A 15,755-nucleotide genomic window follows, 5' to 3' on the forward strand; every position below is an offset into this window, starting at 1 on the left:
GGTGTGAAGCGCAATGCAATGATCGGAGCAATCGCAGCGTTGCCGTGGTTGGTGGCATGGGGGAGCGCAGGCGCGCAGCCGATTATCGTAACCGCGCCCGGCGGCGCCGTGGATGCCGACGATGCGCAAAGCGTGACCGCTGACGACATCGACCGTGCCGGCACGCCGGATCTGTTGCAGGCACTGGCACGCAACGTTGCAGGCGTCACCTTGCAGGATGCGCAGAATAATCCCTGGCAACCGAACCTCGTTTATCGCGGTTTTATCGCATCGCCACTACAGGGTCAGGCGCAAGGTCTTGCCGCCTACCTTGATGGCGCGCGGTTCAATCAGCCGTTCGGCGATACGGTTTCGTTCGACCTTATCCCTGAAGCCGCGATCCGGTCCCTGACATTGCTCGACGCCAGTCCGATCTATGGGCTGAACGCACTGGGCGGCGCGATCGTGCTGGAGACGAAGACGGGGCACAGCGATCCCGGCATCGATGCATCGTTCACGGGTGGCCGCTTCGGCTATCGCGAAGCTGTGGCATCCGGCGGATTTACAAGCGGTGACGTCAGTGCTTTTGCCGCGATCCAGTATAGCAAGGATGGCGGCTGGCGGGATTTCAGCCCGTCCCGCCTGTACAACGGCTATGCCGATCTTGGCTTCGACACCGCAGGCGGCGGCTTGCACGTGAAGGTCGTGGGCGCAGACAGCAATCTGACGGGCAACGGCGTTTCACCGGTCGAGTTGCTCGCGGCGCGGCGGCAGTCGGTGTTCACCCATCCCGACAATACGCGCAACCGCTATGGCCGAGTCAGCCTTCATCCTTGGTTGGCATTGTCCGAAACCACGCGCATCGAAGCCAGTCTTTACGGGCAAAGCCTGAAGACGCGCACCGTGAATGGCGATGCCGCCGACATTGAGGAATGCGGCGATATAGAGGGAATCCTGTGCCTCGAAAGCGCCGACGAGGAAGCGCCGCTGGTCGATGCTGCGGGCGCGCAAATCGCCGACACGCTGAGCGGCGAAGGCTATGGTGTGCTGAACCGTAGCCGCACCAGCACCCGGGCAGTGGGTGCACTGGCACAAATCATTGACACGCGCCCTTTGTTCGGCGGCGAAAATTATCTTTCGATCGGCACCAGCTATGACGCCAGCCGCACCCGTTTCGACACCTCGACCGAACTTGGCGCGCTGACCGACGACAGGAGCGTGGAAGGTTTGGGGAACCGCATCGTCCAGCCCGACGGTGCCATAGCGCCGGTAGGACTGGTTGCGCATACCCGCTACTGGGGCGCCTTCATTCAGGACCGCTTACCGCTCGGCCCGCGCCTTTCGGCGGAACTCGGGCTGCGGTACAATCATGCGCGCATCGTGTTGCAGGATCAGATCGGCACGGCGCTGAACGGCAAGCACAGTTTTCAGCGGCTGAACCCGGGCATCGAGCTGGATTATCGTGTGTCGGACGCTGCCTCCCTTCGCATTGGCTATGCCCAGAGCAATCGCGCGCCAACGCCTGCCGAGCTGTCCTGCGCGGATGAAAATGCGCCATGCAGCTTGACCAATTTCTTCGTGGCGGACCCGCCGCTGAAACAGGTCGTGGCCAAAAGCTGGGAAGCCGGAGCGCTGGGGACAATGCGACAAGGCGGCTGGAAGATCGACTGGCTACTGTCAGCTTACCGCACCGTCAACGCCAACGACATCCAGTATATCGCATCGCAGGTGCGAGGCCGCGCCTATTTCCAGAATGTGGGCGACACGCGGCGGCAAGGGATCGAAGCGAGCCTGACCGCCACGCAAGGTGGGCTGAGCGCGCATCTGAGCTATGCCTATACCGATGGTACGTTCCGGACAGCGCATGTCCGCACCAGCCCCGCCAATCCGCTGGCGGAGGCGGACGGAACGATAGCCATTATGCGCGGCGATACGCTCCCGGGCATTCCTAAACACAGCGCGACGCTCAGCCTGGATTACAGTGCGGCCTTGGCAGGCAAGCGGACCTGGTCGGTGGGCGCGGATATCATGGGACGCAGCGGTCAGTATCTGGTGGGCGATGAGGCCAACCTGACGCCAAAAACGCCGGGCTACATCCTTGCCAATATACGTGCCGGACTGGACGTGCTGCGCGGTGTCACCCTGTTTGGCGAAGTGCGCAATGTCTTCAACCGCCGATACGCGACCTTCGGTACGTTCAGCGATGTCAGCGAAATTGCGCTTACCGAAGCACCGGATGCTTCGGACCCGCGCGCCTATGGCCCGGGAGCGCCGCGGAGATGGTATGCGGGGATCAAGGCGAAGTTCTAAGGGTTGGGGATGTCCACGCGGGGCAACATCCTGGCTTCGATAGCGGGGTACAGATGGGAGACGCTGCGCTGCAATTCGTAGCGAGCAGCGGCCATCTCGGCGAAGCGCGCCGGGATCGGTAATTGTCCCGCTTCCACCATGTCCAGGCCGCTGGCGACGGCTTGGGTCATCGTCGTTTCCAACCAGTCTATCCAGTCGCGCGTTTGCGCAATTGCCGTCACGCCACCCGGATCGAAGGGACCGTGACCGGGGATCACTGCCTTGTGCGGCAGGGTGCGTAATCTGTCGAGACTTGCACGCCACACGTCCAGATCGGCGGTTGGTGTACTGGGCGCGCGCCGGTTGAAAAGCAGATCGCCACCGATCAGCGTTCCAGTTTGCTCGTCCAGCAGCGCGAGATCGGCGGCGCTATGCCCTGCAAGCGCTATCAGCCCGATCCGCCGTCCGCCAAAATCCTCGAAATCCGAACCGATTCGAAGCGCCGGTAAAACAAGATCGGTGCCGCGCATCCAATCGCCCAGAAGCCGATACAACGCATCGGAAAAGCCCTGTCCATCACGCTGCAAGTCGCCAATCGTCTGAGGCAGCGCAGCCACTATCGCTGGGTCGAACGCCGCGATGCCCATGCCATGATCGGGATGCAGATGAGTGATATATACCCGCACGACCGGCTTGCCCGTCAGACGTTCCGCAGCCGCCTTAAGCGCGCGACCGTAGCGCAGCGAGGGGCCACTATCGACCAGCACTGTGCCAGTCGGTGTGTCGATAATCACGATATTTGCAATGGCGCCGCCATTTTCGCGCAATATGGGCGCGTCAGCGCCGTGGATCATCCAGATGCCGTCAGCAACGCGTTCGGGTACGATGGAGTAGTCGCTGGCTTGCGCCAATGCTGCGACCGGGAGGGCCGCCATCAGCGCGGCAATAGCGGTCCGGCGCGATACGATCACTGCGCCAGAGCCAAAGGCATCGGCGATTGTGCGGCAATGGCGATCTTCGCGGTATATTCGCGGCCATTAGTGTCGCGCCCGACGACGGTGAGCCGGTCACCCACCGCAGCATTGGGCATGATCGTCAGCGCCGGATCTTCGGACACCGATGCCCACAACGCCATTTCACCCAAAACCGCGCCCACCGCGCTTTTCACCACGATCTCCTCGATATGATAGGTTGCGATGTTGGCGACGAGGCCGGTGTCCATCGGATGCCGAAAGCTGACACGCAGGCGGCTCAAGGGCGGTCCGCTGCTCTGCGCGGCCATCGGCCATCCTTCGCCGCGTATTTCGCCCAGATGCTGTGCCCAATCGCCCTTCACGCGGCTGATCGGTGGCGCGGAACAGCCGCCTCCTGCTGCATCGACCCAGCCGCCGCCGACAAGCCATTCGCCGGTCATCAGTTGCACCGCGCCACGCACAGGCGTGCGCTGATCGAGCTTGATGCGCGTGGCGATATAGGCTTGCGCCGCTGTCGGACTATAATCGACGGCTATGGGAATAGGATTGAGATCGGCAAATATCACCATGCGTTTGACATCGGGAATGTTGCGCGCGTCGAGCGCCACGGGAAAGGCACGCTGGTTTTCCGCGATCTCGGGATAGGTCACTTTGACGCGCGGATCGAAACGGACCGGATCGTCCCCAAAAATCGTCTCGGCATGGGCAGTCCACATCGGCGATTGCAGTGGATCGGGGGGATATGGCGCGGCTCCTGCGACCGAACCAGCAGCGGCCACCAACGCAACCACACCCAGAACACTGCGCCGCATATTGTTCTCCCAAAGGACTAAAGTAATCCCGATCCTCTGCCGCTACTATTGCACCTTTGGTCCGGTAGGCGGCTTCGCATGGTTGTTGGAAAAAAGTTCGCATGGCTGGGGATGCTGGGTGCCATCGGTAGCCCTTTATCTGCGCAGGATCATGTGTTTGACACCGAGGGCTACCGGACATCGCATTATCGCGGCCCAGTCCGGCACGCGCCTGAAGGGGCACCCAGGATTGCAGCATCAGCAATCGCGACATTAAACCCGACGCGCGACGTGCTTTTGATCGACGTTCTTCCTGCAGAGGGCGGGCAAAGGCAGGACGACGGCACTTGGCGACTGGCACAGCCGCACAACTCGCTGCCCGGTGCACATTGGTTCCCCGAGGTCGGACGAGGCACGCCGCCGCCGGCAATTGCTGCCGCGTTTGCGCAGAGTGTGTCCCGGCTGACGCAGGGCCGGAAAAACCGCATGATCGTTACATTCTGTCTTGCTGACTGCTGGATGGGCTGGAACGCCGCGCGCCGGCTGCGAAAGATGGGCTACACCAATATTTGGTGGTTCGCAGAAGGCACGGACGGCTGGAGTAGCTTGGGCCACCCCCTGGTTCCTGCTGCGCCGGAGCGGTGAGCCTTAAGACCAATGGCCAATTGTACGTCCACGCGCCATGTCGGAAGACATGCGTATCGAATTACGGCATCGGCCAGGGTGACCGACATAATGGAGAGAATATATGCGCTTTCAAACTGTTGCCGTCCTGATCGCTACACTTACGGCAATAACTGCAGTGCCGGTTAGCGCCAAAGACATCATAGTTCATATGAAAAACTCCGGTGTCGGCGGAGCAATGGTGTTCGAACCAGCCTTCGTTAAAGCGGCCCCAGGCGATACCATCTACTTCAAGCCTACCGATGTTGCGCATAATGCAGAAACATTGCCTACGATGCTTCCCACCGGCGCTACGCCAATGAAAGGCCTCATGAATAAGGAAGTCGCCATGAAGGTGACGAAAGTTGGCCTCTACGGTATCAAGTGCATGCCCCATTATTCCATGGGCATGGTGGCGCTGGTGCAGGTCGGCAAGGTGACCCCGGCTGACATCGCCGCAGCAAAGGCGGTAAAGCTGCCTCCCATGGCAGCGAAGCGGATGACCGCTATGTTGGCAAACGTCAAATAGGCGCGTGTGCACGTAATGGTGCAAATATCCGGCGCAAAGCGGACGATGGGAAAGGCGTGCATGCCGAACCCCTACCCCATCGTTTCCGTTTCATTCTCGACACCTATAGCCTCAACTAAACTGTCGCCCCTCGAACCAACGGCGCGTGCCGGTCGACAAGGATCGCGCTGGCCTGGTTGAGTCCGATCAGTTCCACAACCGTACCGTGTCGGCGCATCTTGGTAACAACATCATCCAAGGCTCCGACAGCGGTGACGTCCCAAAGGTGAGCCTCCGTCAGATCGATCCGAACACGATCCGTCGTATCACGAAGATCGAATTTATCGGCAAAAATCTCCGCGCTGGCGAAGAAAATCTGCCCCGTGACGGTGTAGGTTCGGATGCCGGTTACAGGATCGAGATCGTCGTCTACGTGCATTAATTTCGTGACCTTGAAGGCAAAAAATACGCCGCTGAGCAGTACGCCTACCGCGACTCCAGCGGACAGGTCGTGCGTGGCGACCGTCACTGCAACTGTGGCCAGCATGACCACCCCCGAAACCTTTGGATGACGTGCCAGGTCCGCCAGCGAGCCCCACGAGAAGGTGCTGATGGAGACCATGATCATGATCGCAACCAAGGCTGCGACCGGCACCTGCGCAACCCATGGGCGCAGCGGGACCATGACGACAAGCAGGAACACCCCCGCAACCAGTGTTGAGAGGCGCCCTCTCCCGCCGTACCGCACATTGCCGACAGTTTGGCCGATCATGCCGCATCCCGCGATGCCGCCGAACAGGCCCGCCAAGAGGTTGGCAAGCCCAAGACCCGTGCACTCCCGCGCCTTCGAACTTGTCGTTTCCGTGAGGTCATCGACTACGCTGGCCGTCATCATCGATTCCAGCAACCCGACTGCCGCGATCGCGAAGGCGTAAGGCGCAACGATGCGCAGAGCCTCCAGAGTGAGCGGAAAATCGGGAAGATGGAAAGAGGGCAGCGATGCGGGCAATCGACCAAGGTCGGCTACGGTGTGGATAGGCATTGGAAACGCCACGCTGATGATCGTCAGAGCGACGATGCAGATTAGCGGAGACGGAATGGAGCGCGTCACGCGAGGGACCAAGTAGATTATGCCGAGGCCGAATGCGATCATTGCATAAGTATGCCAAGTCACTCCCAGCATCTGGGGTAGCTGGGCTGAAAAAATCAGTATCGCCAATGCATTGACGAATCCGGTTCGAACCGAGCGCGACACAAATCTGAGCAACACGTCCAGCTTCAGCAGGCCAAAAGCTATCTGCAGGATGCCTGCCAAAAGCGTTGCAGCCAGCAGATATTGGAGGCCGTGACTGTGGACCAGCGCTGCCACGACAAGTGCAACCGAGCCGGCTGCGCCAGAGATCATAGCGGGTCTGCCGCCAGCAAAGGCGATGACGATCCCGATTACGAAAGAGGCGAAAATTCCCACTTCCGGGTCGATGCCTGCGACAAAGGAGAAAGCGATGACTTCAGGAATCAGAGCGAAAGTGCCGACCATGCCAGCCAGTACATCTCGGCGCGCGCCGCTGGGACTGCTAAACCATTCGGCGCGATATCGGGCCAGGGAAGTGGTGTTCATATATATCTAATCCGCAGAAATCGCAGCAAGGCCGTCATCGCGGTTGCGTAAACAAAGGTGCGAAATGCGTTGTCCGGCGGATCGGCGGCCGGAATAGCCACCCGGAATTGCACCGGGTCCATACGAATGCGGGGTCCCTAACCCCGATATTGCGGCAGCGCAACATGACAAACCTTGTCCCGCAGCACTTTCCTTTTCAAGTGTGAACACTTGGCTTTGGGATTGCTGTTAGGGGAATCTAAGCGGAACGCACTTTGGTAAGGAATTGCACCAGAACGAACGTGCGGCACTTAACTGGATTTTCAGCCTTCAGCGGCAATGCTGAGTCAATTGCCCTCGCTGAAGACTTGCCGCTATGACCTTCCTCGCCCCGTCCAGTCTCGGCCCCTTCGCCAGTGCCTATCCTCTATCGCCAGCGATGCTGAAGCACAGCCTCGTGGATCAGCCCCTCTTATCATTGGATGCACTGGCCAAAGCGGCGCTCGAACTGCCGCCGCAATATGTCGAGCGGCGGATCTCGAACGCTGCGAACGGCGGCGAGTTTGCCATGGACCGATCAGACGACGCCGATGCGGCAAGCGTCATTCAATCTATCGGTACGAGCGGCAACTGGGTCATGCTCCGCTTCGTAGAGCAACTGCCCGCCTATCGTGAGTTGCTAGAAAGGCTGATGGATGAGATCGGACCCTCAATTTTTCCTGCGACCGGCAAGGGTTTGACCGTCAGAGGATTCATCTTCATTTCTTCGCCTGGTACATTAACGCCGTTTCACTTCGACTGCGAATATAACATCCTGTTCCAGATTGCGGGCGATAAGCAGTTTGCGACCTATCAACCCATTCCTCCTTGGTTACCGCTTGAGCGGCACGAGGACTATCATGGCGGGGGCAATAATATGCTGCCCTGGAACGACGCCTATGAAGCGGAGGCCAATATTCACACGCTGCGGCCCGGCGATGCGCTTTTCGTTCCTTATGCGTCGCCCCATTGGGTAAAGGCGGGCGCGGAACCTTCAGTGTCTCTATCGATAACGTGGCAGAGTGAATGGAGCCAGTCGGTTGGAGACGCGCTGCAGATCAATCCGATGTTGCGCCGCTGCGGATTGCCGACCGGCGCCATACCCACATGGCCAAAGGTGCCGAAATGGCGTTCGCTCGGTTGCCGTGTGGCACGCAAAGCCGGTCTGTTATGAGTGCCTTGCCGCCCGCCAGCGCCTTTCGTGCGAGTAATAGCGATGAGGAGTTAGCGGTTGGTGCGAACCAGCTAAATGTACGCATGTTGCGTTACGCGGACCTAACAGCACACGATTGCAAGTGCTGGGCGGCATTGTCCGCACAGGCCGGTGCTGCCAATGTGTTTGTGCAGGATTGGTTTATGAAAGCCGCGCTAAGCCATTCCCATGATGGCAGTGACGCGATGCTTGTTGTCGTTAGCCATGGACGCGGGCGATGGCTTGGCGTGATGCCGCTGATTGCCGAACAACGATTTGGACGCTGGCCTGCACGCATATGGCGCAATTGGTCAGCTACCAACCAGTTTCTGGGGACGCCATTGGTTGCAGCGCAATCGGCGAAAATCTTCTGGGATAGATTACTTGCGTTCCTCGACATGCGCACCAGCGGCGAAATATTGCTTCATTTTGAAAGATTCGATGCCGACGATCCGGTCAGCATCGCTTTGTTCGACCGCTGCAAGCAGGAAGGGCGTGCATGTCACACCATCCAGTGCCTTGAGCGCCCGGCGCACCGCGCTGGCGACGATGCCGAAGTGCGCGGCGACGCCAAAACACAAGGTCGACTGCGCAGCCTATCGCAGCGCCTTGAACGCGATCATGGTCCTGTGGCCATCACGATGCTCGATGCGGGTCAGCCCTGCGCTGCCTGGATCGATGCATTTTTGGAAATGGAGGCATCCGGCTGGAAGGGCCGCATGGGCAGCGCGCTCAGTAGCGATCCAGCAACGGAAATTCTGTTTCGCACCGTCATCGAACGCGGCCATGCAAACGGCAGCGCACGATTGTGCAGCTTGTCGGCCAATGGCCGGACCGTCGCCATGTCGAGTTGGTTTGAATCCTCGACTTGGGGCCATGGCTTCAAGATGGCCTTCGATGAAGAATATCGGGCCTACGCCCCTGGCCAGCTATTGATGCGGGACATCAGAAGTAGGATCGGACGTCAGCCCCATATGTCGTTCGACACCTGCGTACCGCGCGAAGCGAACAACTGTCATCGACTGTGGCGAGACAGCAGGAAGATCGTCGATGGGGCCATCGCGATCGGCTCCAGCCGGCAACGTCTTCATTTCGACGCATTGATCAAGGCTCGGGCAGTCTATGCGGCGGTCAAAACACATCTTGCCGGGCCGCACGCGCAGTAGCTGCAATCCGTCACGACGAACGATCCGGCGGCCCAAAACTCGGTTTTACTTGTCGCTGTTGCTGCCTTTGCCGCGCCGAGATCGCCCTTGGGTCATGAGATCCGGCTTCTTGGGCGGTGACCATCCGGGAGGTGGAGATGCACGTTGTCGGCTCGTCCCCAACCCCATGGCACCGGGCTTCTGACGGTCCAATCCCGTGGTATCGAAATCCACGGGCTGGGTTCCCGCCGGGATGCCGCGCAAAAGACTGATGCGGTCCCTCAGAGCCGCGGCAGTTTCAAAATCTCCACGACTAGCGGCATCCTCCATGGACAGGCGCAGTGCTTCTAGGTCGAAGGTAACGGGTTTGGTCATTTGAACGCCCAACGCACTGTCTGGGCAACGCCGAACGTGCCTGCGCGGATGATCGGGCGCTCCAAAGGCGTTAGGTTAAGTCCGTGCATAACCTGCGCCCAATGTGGCAATAGGTCTACCGCCGCTTGAGCTGCCAACCTTCTTGGCATTTCCGCCATTAATCGGGTCGCACCTCCGTGCAGTATCAATCGTGCCACCGTCTCCGTTCTTGCATCAAAGTACAATTGTGGACGCATCTTTTCGATCAACGCACGCGCATGGGATCGGCAAGTGGGAACCGGGTCGGCGCCCATCGTGCCGCCGATCACCGCCATTTCCGCGAAATAGCGATTCTGGTCGTCCAAGGACATGCCCGGTTCACCATAGCGGATCCACGCGTCCAAGAAGCTGCTCGTTTCGGTAACATGGACCCAGGCAAGCAGCGCGGGATCATTGGCGTGGTAGGCAGTACCGTCAGGCAGAGCGCCCGTGACATGGTCATGCACGGCACGAACCCGCGCCATGGCAGCTTCCGCCTGCTGGCGATCGGCGTAGGTCGTCGTGGCGATGAAGCGCGCGGTTCGCCGCAAGCGGCCATGCATGTCGGCGCGGAAATTAGAATGATCCCACACCCCTGCCAGCACAGCCGGATGCAGCATCTGCATCAGCAGGCTGCTTATCCCGCCCACCATCATGGATGTGACATCGCCATGCACGCGCCATGCAGCCGACCCTTCGTCCAACAGAGCGTTGCTGCTTCTCGATACCGGCGTCTCCCTCTTTCTCCCATCGTTGAACAAACTGACCACCTGATGGCGGATAGATCGTTTGACGCGGTTGGAGAGGAGGCGTGAAGTCAGCATGCCCACGCCAACGAACGGCTCTGACAAGCCGCTTGCGCAGGCCGTCTCCTAGTCATCGTCGCCCGACCCGGGTTCCGCCATTTTGCGATGCTGTTCCGCCAGAACCGCAGCCGGCGTTACGTGCGCCACTGCAGCCTGAATTTTGTTCTTCCATCCAGACACGATATGAGCCTCGCCCTTCATTAAGGCGTCCCAGCCATCGCGGGCGACGTCGGCCGGATCGCTTTTGCTTTCCGAGGATCCCACGCTGGTATCAAGCATATCGGCGCGATCGAAGAATTCGGTTTCCACCGGTCCGGGCATCAAGGTCGTGATGGTGACCCCCTTGCTTTCCTTGATCTCATTGCGGATCGCATCGGCAAAGCTGTCTACAAACGCCTTTGAGCCATTATACACTGCCTGAAAGCTGCCTGGTATAAAGCCAGCGATAGATCCGGTAATGAGCACTTTGCCTGCATCGCGCGCGACCATTTCCTTCAAGACTTTCTGGAGCAAATACAGCGTGCCAGTGATGTTGGTGTCCACGACACGCCGCCAGTCAGCCACGTCCTGATCCAGAAAGCCGTGACCGAGGCCGCGCCCGGCATTTGCGCATAACAGGTCGACTTTTCTGCCGTTTGTGGCAGCAAGGAGCGCATCGACGCCCTCCAATGTAGCCAGATCAGCCTCCAACGATACAACGTCGACGTTATTCTGCTTAAAGTCCTGCGCGGCGGCATCGATCAGCGGTTCGTCAGCAACGACCAGCAAGTCATAGCCGTTTTCTGCCGCGATAGAGGCCAGTTCGAAGCCAATGCCGGTCGAGGCGCCTGTGACGATTGCAAATTTGTCTGCCATGGTGCGTCTCCTATTATATCGCGGCGGCCAGACCGGGCTTCAGCACGATCTTGGTCACGTCATTCTGATTGTCATGGAACATCTTGTAACCCTTGGGCGCGTCCTCAAGGCTCATGCGATGGGATATGAGAAAGGTCGTGTCGATCTTGCCTTCCAGAATCGCGTTGAGCAGGGCAGGCATATAATGCTGCACGCTTGTCTGGCCGGTCTTGAGCGTCAGACCTTTTTCCATGAATGCGCCCAGCGGAAATTTGTCTACGAAGCCGCCATAGACGGCCGGCATCGACACGCGGCCGCCCTTGCGACAGGCATGGATCGCCTGCCGGATCGAATGGGTGCGATCGGTCCCCAGGAACAGCGACGCCTTAATCTGATCGACCACATTGTCGACGAAGAAGCCATGGGCTTCGAGTCCGACGGCGTCGATCACTGCGTCAGGCCCGATGCCGCCAGTCATTTCCATAAGCGCTTCGTAAGTTTTTGATTCTTCGAAGTTGATCGTTTCCGCCCCGAATTTCTTGGCCAAGTCCAAGCGATGCGGGAAATGGTCGATTGCGATGACGCGGTGCGCGCCCATTAGGAAGGCGGACTGGACCGCAAACAACCCGACCGGGCCGCAGCCCCATACAGCGACCGTATCGCCCGGTTCGATGTCCGCATTTTCCGCAGCCTGCCAGCCGGTTGGCAGGATATCGGAAAGGAACAGCACCTCGTCGTCGTCCAAGCCATCAGGCACAATAATCGGTCCCACATCGCTGAACGGAACGCGGACATATTCGGCCTGCCCACCGGCATAGCCTCCCGTCAGGTGGCTGTAGCCGAACAGTCCCGACATGGGCTGACCATACATTTCCTGGCCAATGTCCTGATTGTCAGCCGGGTTGCCATTGTCGCACGCGGAATACTGATGCTTGCCGCAGTGATAGCAGCTACCGCAGGCGATGGTGAAAGGCACCACGACCCGCTGGCCCTTTTTCAAGCTTGATTTGGCACCAGTTTCTACAACTTCGCCCATGAACTCATGGCCAAGAATGTCGCCTGCCTGCATGGTCGGGATATACCCGTCGTAAAGATGCAGGTCGGAACCGCAGATCGCCGTCGAGGTGATCTTGATGATCGCGTCGCGCGGGTTGAGAATCTCCGGATCATCGACCGTATCGACGCGGACGTCATGCTTACCGTGCCATGTAAGTGCGCGCATCAGGCGTTCTCCTCGTCGCGTTGTTTTTGTGTCCAGGCCGCCGTTGCGACCTCTCCGGTTTCCATCAATTGCTTGAACCGCCGCAAGTCGCGTCGCGCCTGGATGGCGGGCTCACGCTGGAACAGCTTGGCGATCACCTTGCCCACGACGCCGACGGGTGGGTCGTAGGCGATTGTCGCCCTGACGATTGTCCCGCGCTCCGCAGCATCCACAAATTCGATACGCCCGCTATTGGGTACGTCAGCGCCCTCAGCCGATGTCCAGGCGATCAGCGCACCCGGTTTCTCTTCGGTGATAATGGCATCCCATTCCACGGTTTTTCCCGCCGGCGCTTTAACCACCCAGTGGGATTTCGTGTCGGACAAGACGTCGATCCGTTCGACATTATCCATAAACGTGGGCAGGTTGGAGAAATCGCGCCAATAGGCGAACAGCTCTTCTCGCGGACGGTTGATCGTGACCGACCGTCCTATCAAGTCGTCGCCCTTAGGTTGGGTCAGGGCGGCGATCGCACTCGTACGTTCGTCTTTCAGCTTCGATGTTGCCGGGGGGGCTTCGTCTGTTGCCATGGTCATGGACATTTCCGACTCCTCTGATGATGTCCGTGAAGCGCAGCCTCGACGCTACGCCTCCTTATGAGCGGACAACGCCTGGACGTCGGATAGGTCCAATCGTCATTGAGAAATCATATTAACCGACGTTAGGGCGGGCGTACGGATCGTACTCACCAACGCAAGGAGTGGGGCGGAGCGCGCAACACCTGCTATGTCTGCTGCGTCCTCCGCCAATCCAGTCGGGCCGTTTCTAGAGGTCAGGTAGACACTGATCGGCTCTGCCCCACTGTACCAAATCCTTGGAGGCCGCACGCTTCACCATCTCTGCCGCATCCGCAATATGCCAATGCGCTGGGCTATCGAGATTACGCAGTTCTTCCCAGCTTAGCGGCACGGCAATCGGCGCGAACGGCCGCGAACGCGCGCTATAGGGCATGACGGCGGTCGCCCCGCGCTGGTTACGCAAATAGTCGATGAAGATTTTGCCTGTACGCTTCGCCTTGGCCAGAGCTGCGGTAAACCGGTCAGGATCGGCCTGTGATAATGCAGTGGCGAAACGGTGCGCAAAATCCTTGACCTGCGGCCATTCCGCGCCTGGGGTCAGCGGCGCGATCACATGGACACCCTTTCCGCCGGTCACCATGGGAAAGGTGACGAGACCCATCTGCGCCAACGTGTCTTTAAGATGAAAGGCAGCCGACACCACATCCTTAAATTCAAGCCCCTCATCGGGATCGAGGTCGAACACCAGCCTGTCCGGTTTCTCGACATCCTCGATACGGGCACCCCAACCATGAAATTCTATGGTCCCCATCTGGACGCACGTGAGGAGACCGGCGGGCGCATCCACGAAAAGGTAGGATTCCTCCTCCCCATCCTTTTCGACGATGCGCACCTGCTTTACCGCTTCGCCAAAGCTTCCGGCGTCATGCTTCTGGAAAAAGCATTTCTTGTCGCGGCCCTGTGGGCATCGCACGAGGCTGATCGGTCGACTGCCTGCCCAAGGCAGCATGATATCCGCCACCGCCTCATAATAGTTGGCCAGATTGCCCTTCGTGATTTCACCCTCTGGAAATATCACCCGTTCGCGATTGCTAATTTTCACGCCGCTGGTGGCGGTGGGTCGGGTTACCTCCTCGACGGGCAAATCGTCCTCAAACACGACCGCTTCCGGCTTCTTGTCTTCTCGCAAACCCAGATAGCTCGAATGGCGCAGCACTCCCTCGTCCGTAAACTCTGCATAGGCGACCTCCGCAACCAGTTTGGGCTTGATCCAGTGCACTTGGCGCACGGCCGCAGGCGGTGCCTCGACTGTGGGTTGTTTCCGCGCAAGTGGCGCCATCAGCTCCAGCAGCCTCTCCATCTCGTCCGCAGAGAAGCCGGTGCCGACTTTCCCGGCGAAACGCAGCTTGCCCTTTTCATGGACGCCCAGCAGCAGCGATCTGAATCCGCGCTGCTTGTCCGATGGCAACCAGCCTACGATCACGAATTCCTGACGGCGGGTGCACTTGGTCTTGACCCAGTTTCCGGAGCGGGCGCCAGAATAGCGTGCATCGACACGCTTTGAGATGACGCCTTCGAGCCCCGCACCGCAGAAGCGTTCGAATAGCTGCTCCCCCCGCCCGACGATATGATCGGAATAGCGGATACGCCCAAGCCCGTCCCCGATCAGCTTGGCGAGCAATGTCTTGCGTTCGAGCAGGGGCCGACCGGTCAGATCCTCACCATTCAATTGCAAAAGGTCGAACGCCATATAGTCGATCCGGTCGGCGTCATTCTTAAGCGCCGCTTGCAATGCTTGAAAGCTGGTGCGGCCATCGGGTAGGATCACCACTGCCTCGCCATCGATCAGCGCGCTGGATGCCTCCAACTTTTCCGCGTCCGCGATCAACCCGGCAAAGCGATCGGACCAGTCGAGACCTGAGCGGGTATAGGCTTTTCCACCAGCGCCGCTCATGGCCAAAAGCGTGCGATAGCCGTCATATTTTAGCTCATGGAGCCATTGTTTGCCTGCGGGTACATGGTCGACAAGCGTCGCGAGTTGCACCGGCTGGAAAGGTGGTGGATCGCCGCCCTTCGTCTTTCGCTGCACCGGACACTTCGCTTTTTGGATTTTACGCTTGGGGACTTTTTTACCGGCCGCGATTTCTTCCATCGTCCTGCTGCTGTCGATGCTCGTAAGATGCTGGTTTACAAGATCGTCCGATCCCCCTGCAAAGCCATCGCTGACCTTGCGCAATATCCAGTTTTCACCCCGTTCTTTCCCGCGTGGCTTGAGCCGGAACAATATCCACTCGCCCCGCATACGATGGCCATGGAGAATGAAATGGAGATGGCCCTCTGGCAACGTCTGGCGTGGATCCTTGCCGGGTATCGACTCCCAGGTGCCATTGTCCCACAGCATCACCGTGCCGCCGCCATATTCACCTTTGGGAATAATGCCCTCGAACCGGGCGTAATCGAGCGGATGATCTTCGGTACGTACTGCCAATCGCTTGTCGTCGGGGCTTGGGCTTGGCCCCCGAGTGACGGCCCAGCTCACAAGAACGCCGTCGAGTTCAAGGCGGAAGTCGTAGTGTAACCGCGACGCTGCATGTTTCTGAACGACAAAGCCGTTGCCGGCGGTCGGGAATTCTGCACCGGAAGGCTCTGCGGTGCGCGCAAAATCACGCTTTGCCCGATAGATGTCCAGGCTGTCTTTTGCAGGTTTGTCCTGAGCCTTCGCCATTCTGCTCGGTCCGCCTCTTTACCGCTTAAGCCCTAACTGCT

At 59.3% G+C, this 15,755-nt stretch carries 14 protein-coding genes and 1 other annotated feature; of the genes, 5 read left to right on the forward strand and 9 right to left on the reverse strand.

The annotated features are described in order from the left end of the window. Positions 1 to 18: 18 nt before the first annotated feature. A complete protein-coding gene (locus LQ220_RS18395; RefSeq protein WP_230189672.1) occupies positions 19 to 2,289 on the forward strand; it encodes a TonB-dependent receptor in 2,271 nt (756 codons plus the stop codon). On the opposite strand, the gene LQ220_RS18400 is transcribed toward LQ220_RS18395, so the two are convergent. Together LQ220_RS18400 and LQ220_RS18405 are read right to left on the reverse strand one after the other, a co-directional pair. Then, on the reverse strand, positions 2,286 to 3,239 hold the full coding sequence (locus tag LQ220_RS18400) for a quinoprotein relay system zinc metallohydrolase 1 (RefSeq protein ID WP_230189594.1): 954 nt from the start codon (positions 3,237 to 3,239) through the stop codon (positions 2,286 to 2,288). The two genes, LQ220_RS18395 and LQ220_RS18400, sit on opposite strands and share 4 nt — an antisense overlap. Continuing rightward, entirely contained in the window at positions 3,236 to 4,054 is an 819-nt protein-coding gene (locus LQ220_RS18405; RefSeq protein WP_230189595.1) for a quinoprotein dehydrogenase-associated SoxYZ-like carrier, read from the reverse strand. Before LQ220_RS18405 ends, LQ220_RS18400 begins: the two co-directional genes overlap by 4 nt. 78 nt (positions 4,055 to 4,132) lie before the next feature. Here LQ220_RS18405 and LQ220_RS18410 point away from each other — a divergent pair, with 78 nt between their 5' ends. Next, complete coding sequence (locus tag LQ220_RS18410) at positions 4,133 to 4,678, forward strand: rhodanese-like domain-containing protein (protein ID WP_230189596.1); 546 nt, start codon at positions 4,133 to 4,135, stop codon at positions 4,676 to 4,678. 103 nt (positions 4,679 to 4,781) lie between these two features. Beyond that, complete coding sequence (locus tag LQ220_RS18415) at positions 4,782 to 5,225, forward strand: pseudoazurin (RefSeq protein WP_230189597.1); 444 nt, start codon at positions 4,782 to 4,784, stop codon at positions 5,223 to 5,225. 115 nt (positions 5,226 to 5,340) lie between these two features. On the opposite strand, the gene LQ220_RS18420 is transcribed toward LQ220_RS18415, so the two are convergent. Continuing rightward, entirely contained in the window at positions 5,341 to 6,822 is a 1,482-nt protein-coding gene (locus tag LQ220_RS18420; protein ID WP_230189598.1) for a SulP family inorganic anion transporter, read from the reverse strand. A gap of 67 nt (positions 6,823 to 6,889) precedes the next feature. Then, positions 6,890 to 6,945: a sequence feature (sul1 is cis-regulatory element that is thought to sense ions involved in sulfur or methionine metabolism; They are found in Alphaproteobacteria), on the reverse strand. A 232-nt stretch (positions 6,946 to 7,177) separates the two neighbouring features. On the opposite strand from LQ220_RS18420, the gene LQ220_RS18425 reads away from it, so the two are divergent. Then, entirely contained in the window at positions 7,178 to 8,014 is an 837-nt protein-coding gene (locus tag LQ220_RS18425) for a cupin-like domain-containing protein (protein WP_230189599.1), read from the forward strand. Between the two features lie 182 nt (positions 8,015 to 8,196). After that, positions 8,197 to 9,198 carry a GNAT family N-acetyltransferase gene (locus LQ220_RS18430; RefSeq protein WP_230189600.1) on the forward strand — a complete coding sequence of 334 codons (1,002 nt, stop codon included), beginning with the start codon at positions 8,197 to 8,199 and terminating at the stop codon, positions 9,196 to 9,198. 45 nt (positions 9,199 to 9,243) lie between these two features. On the opposite strand, the gene LQ220_RS18435 is transcribed toward LQ220_RS18430, so the two are convergent. The 6 genes from LQ220_RS18435 to ligD all read right to left on the reverse strand — a co-directional run bounded on the left by LQ220_RS18435 (position 9,244) and on the right by ligD (position 15,714). Continuing rightward, the gene (locus LQ220_RS18435) at positions 9,244 to 9,552 is read right to left on the reverse strand and encodes a UvrB/UvrC motif-containing protein (RefSeq protein ID WP_230189601.1); all 309 of its coding nucleotides are present in this window, start codon (positions 9,550 to 9,552) and stop codon (positions 9,244 to 9,246) included. Then, positions 9,549 to 10,394, reverse strand: a complete 846-nt coding sequence (locus LQ220_RS18440; RefSeq protein WP_230189602.1) for an oxygenase MpaB family protein — start codon at positions 10,392 to 10,394, stop codon at positions 9,549 to 9,551. Before LQ220_RS18440 ends, LQ220_RS18435 begins: the two co-directional genes overlap by 4 nt. Before the next feature lie 48 nt (positions 10,395 to 10,442). Further along, positions 10,443 to 11,231 (reverse strand): SDR family NAD(P)-dependent oxidoreductase, encoded by a 789-nt coding sequence (locus LQ220_RS18445; protein WP_230189603.1) that lies wholly within the window; start codon positions 11,229 to 11,231, stop codon positions 10,443 to 10,445. 13 nt (positions 11,232 to 11,244) lie between these two features. Further along, a complete protein-coding gene (locus tag LQ220_RS18450) occupies positions 11,245 to 12,432 on the reverse strand; it encodes a zinc-dependent alcohol dehydrogenase (RefSeq protein ID WP_230189604.1) in 1,188 nt (395 codons plus the stop codon). Continuing rightward, on the reverse strand, positions 12,432 to 13,007 hold the full coding sequence (locus LQ220_RS18455; RefSeq protein ID WP_230189605.1) for an SRPBCC family protein: 576 nt from the start codon (positions 13,005 to 13,007) through the stop codon (positions 12,432 to 12,434). Before LQ220_RS18455 ends, LQ220_RS18450 begins: the two co-directional genes overlap by 1 nt. A gap of 229 nt (positions 13,008 to 13,236) precedes the next feature. Next, on the reverse strand, positions 13,237 to 15,714 hold the full coding sequence (gene ligD, locus LQ220_RS18460; RefSeq protein WP_230189606.1) for a DNA ligase D: 2,478 nt from the start codon (positions 15,712 to 15,714) through the stop codon (positions 13,237 to 13,239). Between the last annotated feature and the right edge of the window lie 41 nt (positions 15,715 to 15,755).

The sequence above is a fragment of the Sphingobium sp. CECT 9361 genome, assembly GCF_918741285.1.
Lineage (GTDB): Bacteria > Pseudomonadota > Alphaproteobacteria > Sphingomonadales > Sphingomonadaceae > Sphingobium.

Bases quoted from the DNA above. Each gene is read 5' to 3' on its own strand.
- LQ220_RS18430 (WP_230189600.1), top strand. From the start codon at position 8,197: ATGAAAGCCGCGCTAAGCCATTCCCATGATGGCAGTGACGCGATGCTT.
- LQ220_RS18405 (WP_230189595.1), bottom strand. From the start codon at position 4,054: ATGCGGCGCAGTGTTCTGGGTGTGGTTGCGTTGGTGGCCGCTGCTGGT.
- LQ220_RS18435 (WP_230189601.1), bottom strand. From the start codon at position 9,552: ATGACCAAACCCGTTACCTTCGACCTAGAAGCACTGCGCCTGTCCATG.
- LQ220_RS18415 (WP_230189597.1), top strand. From the start codon at position 4,782: ATGCGCTTTCAAACTGTTGCCGTCCTGATCGCTACACTTACGGCAATA.
- LQ220_RS18440 (WP_230189602.1), bottom strand. From the start codon at position 10,394: ATGCTGACTTCACGCCTCCTCTCCAACCGCGTCAAACGATCTATCCGC.
- LQ220_RS18445 (WP_230189603.1), bottom strand. From the start codon at position 11,231: ATGGCAGACAAATTTGCAATCGTCACAGGCGCCTCGACCGGCATTGGC.
- LQ220_RS18410 (WP_230189596.1), top strand. From the start codon at position 4,133: ATGGTTGTTGGAAAAAAGTTCGCATGGCTGGGGATGCTGGGTGCCATC.
- LQ220_RS18395 (WP_230189672.1), top strand. From the start codon at position 19: ATGATCGGAGCAATCGCAGCGTTGCCGTGGTTGGTGGCATGGGGGAGC.
- LQ220_RS18425 (WP_230189599.1), top strand. From the start codon at position 7,178: ATGACCTTCCTCGCCCCGTCCAGTCTCGGCCCCTTCGCCAGTGCCTAT.
- LQ220_RS18450 (WP_230189604.1), bottom strand. From the start codon at position 12,432: ATGCGCGCACTTACATGGCACGGTAAGCATGACGTCCGCGTCGATACG.
- ligD (WP_230189606.1), bottom strand. From the start codon at position 15,714: ATGGCGAAGGCTCAGGACAAACCTGCAAAAGACAGCCTGGACATCTAT.
- LQ220_RS18455 (WP_230189605.1), bottom strand. From the start codon at position 13,007: ATGACCATGGCAACAGACGAAGCCCCCCCGGCAACATCGAAGCTGAAA.
- LQ220_RS18420 (WP_230189598.1), bottom strand. From the start codon at position 6,822: ATGAACACCACTTCCCTGGCCCGATATCGCGCCGAATGGTTTAGCAGT.